Here is a 7,849-nt window from a genome sequence, read left to right on the forward strand (position 1 = left end):
CTCACTATTTGGCGAAAGCCCCTCAAGTACCTCTACCCACTCGCTGTTTTTAGCACCAAGCTTTACAGGGCGTACTTCAAATACATTGCCGCTTTTAATAAACACACTAGGTTTGCCGTTAAATTCCTGCACAGCTGTAGCCTTTACTCGCACTGCAGCATCTACTTTTGCAGTACTAATGTCGCTATTAACATGCATACCAGGACGCCAATGACCATTAGGGTTTTTAAGCTCGATTCGCGCACGCGCAATATGCCCGCCGCTCATCATCGGGGCTATGTAAAACACCTCACCTTGCGCATTTAAATGATGATGTAAATCGTACACTTTTGCGCTTTGTCCTATGGCGAGCTTTTCAATATTTTCAGGAAAAGCCGAGAGCTCGACCCATACGGTTTCAAGGTTTACTATTTGCATTAATGCGCTATTGGCAAGCTCACCGCGCTTTAAATATTGCTCGGTAATAACGCCTGTAATTGGGCTTTTTATGGTGTAATTTTGCAGTGTTTCGCGGTTGGTTATACTGGCAAGCTTATCGCCTTTTTTAACGTTTTGGCCAATGCTTACAAAGATATCGTTAACTAAGCCGGTATAAGGCGCCATTACTTCAACGGTGCCGTGCGCGGTGGGTGCTATAACACCAAATAGAGTATCTGTTAGTTCAACGCTACCTGCTTTTGCTATCTCGGTTTTAATTCCTGCGCGTTCAATTGCTTGGGAGCTTAGCGTTGCACGCCCTTCTTCTTGCTCATAATGATAATTTATTTCAACGCCTTTATAGCGTGCCATTACATCAAGCTTAAAAGAATGCGGCTCGTTTACGCTCACGGTACTTACTAAATAGTCATCTTCAGCTTTGAAGCGAATAAGCTGTGGCTCTTCACTTAAACGCTGCACATTTATGGTTACGTCTAACTGGTTTATATCCACAGCTTTATCGTTATTAAACCCATATATTCGCAGCTCGGTATTACCTGCAAACTGGGTTAACTTAAGCTCTAAATCAAGGGCGTTATTGGTTAGTAAAAATCCGCCGTGCGGGCCTTTTTGTGTGTGTTCGTCTTTGTGGCCTTCTTCATGACCTTTTTCGTGATGGCTATCAGATGCCATAGCCGTGCTACTTAATAATGGGAGTGCAAATAATTGCGTTATAAATAATGCGATAAGAGTGTTATTCATGATTGATGAGTCTCAATTAAAGGTTGGCCAGTTAAACGCTCAAGGGTAAGCAGTACTTGATATAGCTCGCTATGGATGTTGATAAGTGCGCGTTTAGAATCAAATAAAGCTTGCTGTGCGTCGAGTAATTGCAACACCGATATTTGCCCTTGTTGATAGCTTTTTAAACTTTGTTTTATAAGCGTTTGTGCTTGTGGAATAACTTGCTGTGTTAATAGCTGTGCCTGCGCAGTTTTACCTTGGTAATACGCATACAAAGTGCGTATTTGCTGGCGTAGCTGAACACGTAATTGCCCTTGTTGCTCATTAAGTAGCGTAAGTTGATGCTTTGCAGCCTCAATATTACCGCTATTAGAATTGCTTAATTGCAGTGGCATTGAAAAAGAAAACACCAACGAGCTGGCATCAGTTTGCTGGTTATATCGCACGCCACCACCCAGGGTTAAATCGCTTTGCCCGCTTGAGCGTTGCAGCGACAAATTAGCCGTTTGCTGCATATATTGCTGCTGCAGCAGTGCAAATTCAGGTGCTGTATTTACCGCATCAAGTAGCACTGCTTCACTTTTAACAGCAGCTATTTGTGATAAATCGCCAGCATAGTAATCACTCACTTGCGGCTCTTGCCAAAGCTCGGTTAGAGCTAAGCGCGCACGCTCAAATTCGCTATTTAGCATCAGCGTATTTAAATCTACTTGGCTTAATGCATAACGCATGCGGGTTACATCAGCACTTGAGGCTGCACTCGCTTTAGCGCGTTTTTCAATTGCGTTAAGTGCCTGCTTAACGGTGTTTTTACGCTCACTATTTAAAGCAATTAACGCCTGAAATTTAAGTATTTGGTAATAGCGCTCAGCGGTGGTTGCTAAAAGTGCTAACCGAGTATTTTTATACTCAATTGTTTGCGCTTTTATATTTGCCGTGGCGTAGTTAATACGGTTTTGGCGTTTATCACCCAGCTCTATTAATTGGCTTAAAGCCAGCGTGTACTGCGCCCCCGAAAACGCATGAGAGCCGTGAGTTCCTAAAAAGTTTTCAGCTTCAAAACTCAGCTCAGGATTAGCTGAAAGCGCAGCTTGGGTTTTAAGCGCCGTTAATATTTTTTGATGATACGGGTAGCGTTTAAGTTCAGCATTTTGCTGCTCGGTATTTTTAAGCGCTTGCTTTAGCGTTAATACGTATTGAGGCTCATTTTTTGCCAAAACGCTCATTGCAGGTAATGCGCACAGTAGCGCCACCAGCATAAGTGGTTTTTTGTTCATATAGCATGTCCGTTTTTTAACAAACAGAGTTGACTTAATCACTACGCCTATTTTAAAAACAAGCGCAATTAAGCAACCTAAATATGTACATAACTAGCCTTATAGCGCACAGGCGCAGGCAGTTATTTACAAAGTGTTTAAAATTAAAAACTAGCTATAAAAATTTGGTGGCGGAACATCTGGTGGATAGTTTAAACCGCTATAGCACGCAGGCAGTGTAGCTTGGCTTTGCTCAGGGCTTATAGAGTGATTTAGCGTACTGTAGTAACCACAGTGGCAATGCTGATGGGCATGTATTTCAGTAGGTGATTGCGCATCTTCATCGTTTACATTTGCTTGAGAATGAACATGCGTAGCATGATCAACTTCTTCTTGCAGATGATACGCCGCCGCATCACAGCTAATAAAGCTGTGCACAAGCACTAAAAGTATCACGACTAAAAAGTAGTTTGAGCGCATTACCTACCTAAAAACTCTAAAATGCAATTTAAGAAATCGCACAATACCTTAAATTTATTCAAATGTAGAGAGCCGCTTACGTTATTTTCTAAATTCACTTGGTGATACACCCACTGATTTTTTAAACCGTTTAGAAAAATTAAATATATTAGGATACCCCACGTAAGCGGCAATATGGGCAACAGGCCAGCGGGTATTTAGTAGTAAGCTTTTAGCTCGTTTAATGCGTAAATAAATAAGCTGCTGCATAGGGCTTTTACCAAATTGCGCTTGGCATAACCTATGTAAATGCGATGCTGAGTAATGCACGTGCTCGCACATAACTTCTATTGTCCAATCAAACTGCAGGCGCTCTTCTACCTCTAAAAACAAGCTGGTTAATCTGTTTTGCCCACCTATTTGCGGCTCGCTTTGAAGCGTAGTGTTTAAATAGTGGCTTAAAATAGGCATAACACCTTCGCGCAAAGTAGCGTTACTTTCGCTATATAAAAGCTCCATAGCTAAATGTAATGGCGCTAATTGCTGATTAGTTAATACCTTAGCCTGTGCTAAATTTAAATGTTGCCAACGTTTAGTGTTTGCAAGGTTTAGCCAAATCACATCCCACTTTTCGCTTGCTATTTTAACCTCAAAACTTTGCCTTGCCGGCAATATAGCTAAGCTATTTTCAGTTAATGAGTATTGGTTATTAACTGTTTTAAGTGTGCCCTGACCAGCCAAAGTATAAAAAAGAGTGTGTTCGAGCGGGTTAGTACGTGCAACACAATAGTCACCCAATAAATTAGAGCAACCTGCCAGCTCTATTTCAAGGTTTGGCATTTGCGAAAGCGTGGTTAAATCAATAAACCGCTCTGTACACTCTGGGCCAATATCGAGTACATCTACAATAGTGTTGCGCATAATCTAAAATGATAGTTTTGGACAAATAAAAGAGAGCTTTAAGCATAACCCCAACGCATTATTTTAGCTATATTTAAGCCACTATAATTGCCATACATGCAATAGGACACTAATGAACTCACTACAACACATAATTAACCGCCGTGATTGGGAAAACCCAATTTCAGTACAAGTTAATCAAGTAAAAGCGCACAGCCCACTCAATGGATTTAAAAGCGTTGACCATGCCCGTACTAACACACAATCACAAAAACAAAGTTTAAACGGCCAATGGGATTTTAAATTATTCGATAAACCCGAAGCGGTTGATGGATCACTGCTAAGTGAAACACTAAGCAAAGATTGGCAAAGTATTCCAGTGCCTTCTAACTGGCAGTTACACGGCTTTGATAAACCAATTTACTGTAATGTTAAATACCCATTTGCAGTTAACCCGCCATTTGTACCAAGCGATAACCCAACAGGTTGCTACCGCACTGAGTTTTCTATTACGGCGGATCAATTAGCGCAGCGTAACCATATTATTTTTGAAGGCGTAAACTCGGCATTTCACCTTTGGTGTAACGGTCAATGGGTGGGTTATTCGCAAGATAGCCGCTTACCAAGCGAATTTGATTTAAGCGAACTGTTAGTAGTAGGCACCAACCGTATTGCGGTTATGGTTATTCGCTGGAGCGATGGCAGTTATTTAGAAGATCAGGACATGTGGTGGCTAAGCGGTATTTTTCGCGATGTTAACTTACTTACAAAACCACAAAACCAAATACGTGATGTGTTTATAACCCCCGATTTAGACGCTTGCTATCGCGATGCAACGCTACATATAAAAACGGCGATAAATGCGCCAAATAACTACCAAGTAGCAGTACAGGTTTTTGATAATGAGCAAGCACTCTGCGAGCCACACATACAAAGCACTAACAATAAACGCGTTGATGAAAAAGGCGGCTGGAGCGATGTTGTATTTCAAACAATTGATATACAAAGCCCTAAAAAGTGGACCGCCGAAACCCCATACTTATACCGCTGCGTTGTAAGCCTGCTAGATGAGCAAGGCAACACAGTAGATGTTGAAGCCTATAACATTGGTTTTAGAAAAGTGGAAATGCTTAACGGACAGCTTTGCTTAAACGGCAAACCGCTACTTATTCGCGGTGTTAACCGCCACGAACACCACCCAGAAAACGGCCACACAGTAAGCACCGCCGACATGATTGAAGATATTAAGCTGATGAAGCAAAATAACTTTAATGCTGTACGTACTGCTCACTACCCTAACCATCCACGCTTTTACGAGTTATGTGACGAGCTAGGTTTATACGTAGTGGACGAAGCAAACATAGAAACCCACGGCATGTTTCCTATGGGGCGTTTGGCAAGCGATCCGCAGTGGGCAGGCGCATTTATGTCGCGCTATACACAAATGGTTGAGCGCGATAAAAACCACGCCTCTATTATTATTTGGTCACTGGGTAACGAATGCGGACACGGCGCCAACCACGATGCTATGTACGGATGGTCGAAAAGCTTTGACCCTTCTCGCCCAGTGCAATACGAAGGTGGCGGCGCAAATACCACAGCAACCGACATTATTTGCCCTATGTATGCCCGTGTAGATACACATGTTGCCGATGACGCCGTACCAAAATATTCAATAAAAAAATGGCTAAGCCTACCGGGTGAAACGCGCCCACTTATTTTATGTGAGTACGCCCATGCAATGGGTAACAGCCTAGGTAGCTTTGACGATTACTGGCAAGCATTTAGAGAATACCCTCGCCTGCAAGGTGGCTTTATTTGGGATTGGGTAGACCAAGGTTTATCTAAAACTGATGAAAATGGTGAGCATTACTGGGCCTACGGCGGCGATTTTGGTGATGAACTAAACGACCGCCAATTTTGTATTAACGGCTTATTATTTCCAGATCGCACACCGCATCCAAGCTTGTTTGAAGCTAAATACAGCCAGCAACATTTACAATTTACGCTGCGCGAGCAGACTCAAAACCAATTTACCGTTGATGTATTTAGCGATTATGTATTTAGTCACACAGATAACGAAAAACTGGTTTGGCAGTTAATGCAAAATGGCATCTGTGTTGAACAAGGCGAGCATGTACTTAATATTGCTCCGCAAAGTACACACACGTTAACAATTAAAACTAAAACAACGTTTGAGCAAGGTGCGCAATACCACCTTAATTTAGATGTAGCACTAATTAACGATTGTAGCTTTGCAAGTGCCGAGCATGTATTAAACACCGAGCAGTTTAAGCTTATAAATAGTAATAATTTAAACAGTGAATCATTTGCATCAACTCCAGAGCAAAGCGCTATAAGTGTTAACGAAACCGACTCCCACTTATGTATTGAAAACGATAAGTTTAAACTTGTTTTTAGTAAGCAATCAGGGCTTATAGAGCAGTGGTTACAAAACGATACTCAGGTTATTAGTAGCCCACTGGTTGATAACTTTTATCGCGCCCCGCTTGATAACGACATAGGCGTAAGCGAAGTAGATAACCTAGATCCTAATGCATGGGAGGCACGTTGGTTACGTGCAGGTATAGGGCAATGGCAGCGCACATGTAGCTCAATTCACGCAGTGCAATCAAGCGTTGATATACGTATTACTTGTGTATTTAATTATGAATTTAACGGCGTGCTACAAGCAAAAACACAATGGCTATATACACTAAATAATACCGGCAATATTAGCTTAAATGTTGATGTGCAACTAAACGATACTCTACCGCCAATGCCGCGTATAGGGCTAAGTACAACGCTTAACAAGCAAAGCGATACAAAAGTAAACTGGCGTGGTTTAGGGCCTTTTGAAAACTACCCAGATCGCAAAGCCGCAGCACGTTTAGGTTATTACAGCTTAAGTTTAAATGAGCTACATACCCCGTATATTTTCCCAACCGATAACGGCCTGCGTAGTGATTGCCAATTACTGCGTATTAATAATTTAACCGTAACCGGTGCGTTTTTATTTGCAGCCAGTGAGTATTCGCAAAGTATGTTAACGCAAGCGAAACACACAAACGAACTCATTGCTGATGATTGCGTAAATGTACACATTGATCATCAACATATGGGGGTTGGTGGCGATGATTCATGGAGCCCAAGTACCCATAAAGAATATTTACTTGAGCAAAAGCAGTACAGTTATTCTTTAACATTATCTGCTGAATAATTTAAACAAAAATAGCGGCCAAATTGGCTGCTATTTTTAATTAACACACACTATTTATTAGCTAGTTTTTTAGCTAATACGTTATCAAGAGAAAAGCTTCCCGCTCCTTGAATTGCTAAAACTAAAGTTACTACAAGTAACGTTAATGCGTATTCATAGCCATTGTTTGCCATAAATAAGCCATTACTAATATGTACGCTAAAAATAGCAATCAGCATAGTAAACGCCGTAACTACAGCTGCTGGGCGAGTTAACAAACCAATTGCTAATGCAATGCCACCAAAAAACTCAGCGCTACCTGCCATCATTGCTAACCAATAGCCAGGCTCTAAACCAATACTCGCCATCCATTGGCCTGTACCTTCAAGCCCGTAACCGCCAAACCAAGCAAATAGCTTTTGTGCACCATGCGCCGCTAAAATAAGGCCAACTGGTACTCGTAAAATTAATGCTGCTACGCCTGCTTTTGAGCTAAGTAATGTGTTTAGTAATTTCATGAGTTTTAGTCCTGTTTAAATTTATTTAATCGTTAGGTTTTTCCTAACCGTTGAGCACAGTTTACTATCATCATTAAAAAACATTAATACGAAATTTATTGGTTAATTAGCAACGCAGTATTTATAATAATCCATAAAAAAACCGCCAACCCAAAGGTTGACGGTTTTTTATTAACGTATTACTTAGGGCGTGTTGATCTTTGTGGATTGAAATTTGTTCAATCCAAGGAAGATTAAATCGCGGCGCGAGGTTTGTAACCTAGTGGGCTAAGTAAAAACCGAGCAAAGCTTCCGCGTCCTGCTCACGCCCCTTACCTACATCCATGTAGGCAACAAAGAGTTAATCGTCCCTAGAA

Annotated in this window: 6 protein-coding genes; 1 reads left to right on the forward strand and 5 read right to left on the reverse strand. The window is 41.5% G+C overall.

Annotation, left to right across the window (positions count from 1 at the left end; all coding sequences use genetic code 11):
* From H5072_RS06930 to H5072_RS06945, 4 genes are all read right to left on the reverse strand, one after another.
* Positions 1 to 1,179 (reverse strand): efflux RND transporter periplasmic adaptor subunit (locus H5072_RS06930; protein WP_182693096.1); only part of this gene is annotated, 1,179 nt, incomplete at its 3' end.
* Complete coding sequence (locus H5072_RS06935; protein WP_182693097.1) at positions 1,176 to 2,438, reverse strand: TolC family protein; 1,263 nt, start codon at positions 2,436 to 2,438, stop codon at positions 1,176 to 1,178. The genes H5072_RS06930 and H5072_RS06935, both read right to left, overlap by 4 nt.
* Before the next feature lie 150 nt (positions 2,439 to 2,588).
* Positions 2,589 to 2,897 (reverse strand): hypothetical protein, encoded by a 309-nt coding sequence (locus H5072_RS06940; RefSeq protein ID WP_182693098.1) that lies wholly within the window; start codon positions 2,895 to 2,897, stop codon positions 2,589 to 2,591.
* A gap of 81 nt (positions 2,898 to 2,978) precedes the next feature.
* Positions 2,979 to 3,797, reverse strand: a complete 819-nt coding sequence (locus H5072_RS06945; protein WP_182693099.1) for an AraC family transcriptional regulator — start codon at positions 3,795 to 3,797, stop codon at positions 2,979 to 2,981.
* Positions 3,798 to 3,909: 112 nt separating this feature from the next.
* Here H5072_RS06945 and H5072_RS06950 point away from each other — a divergent pair, with 112 nt between their 5' ends.
* Positions 3,910 to 6,996, forward strand: a complete 3,087-nt coding sequence (locus H5072_RS06950) for a beta-galactosidase (protein WP_182693100.1) — start codon at positions 3,910 to 3,912, stop codon at positions 6,994 to 6,996.
* A gap of 50 nt (positions 6,997 to 7,046) precedes the next feature.
* Here the strand turns inward: H5072_RS06950 and H5072_RS06955 are convergent, their stop codons facing one another.
* Positions 7,047 to 7,493 carry a DoxX family protein gene (locus tag H5072_RS06955; RefSeq protein ID WP_182693101.1) on the reverse strand — a complete coding sequence of 149 codons (447 nt, stop codon included), beginning with the start codon at positions 7,491 to 7,493 and terminating at the stop codon, positions 7,047 to 7,049.
* Positions 7,494 to 7,849: the final 356 nt, after the last annotated feature.

The sequence above is a fragment of the Pseudoalteromonas sp. SR45-5 genome, assembly GCF_014163565.1.
Taxonomy (GTDB): Bacteria; Pseudomonadota; Gammaproteobacteria; order Enterobacterales; family Alteromonadaceae; genus Pseudoalteromonas; species Pseudoalteromonas distincta.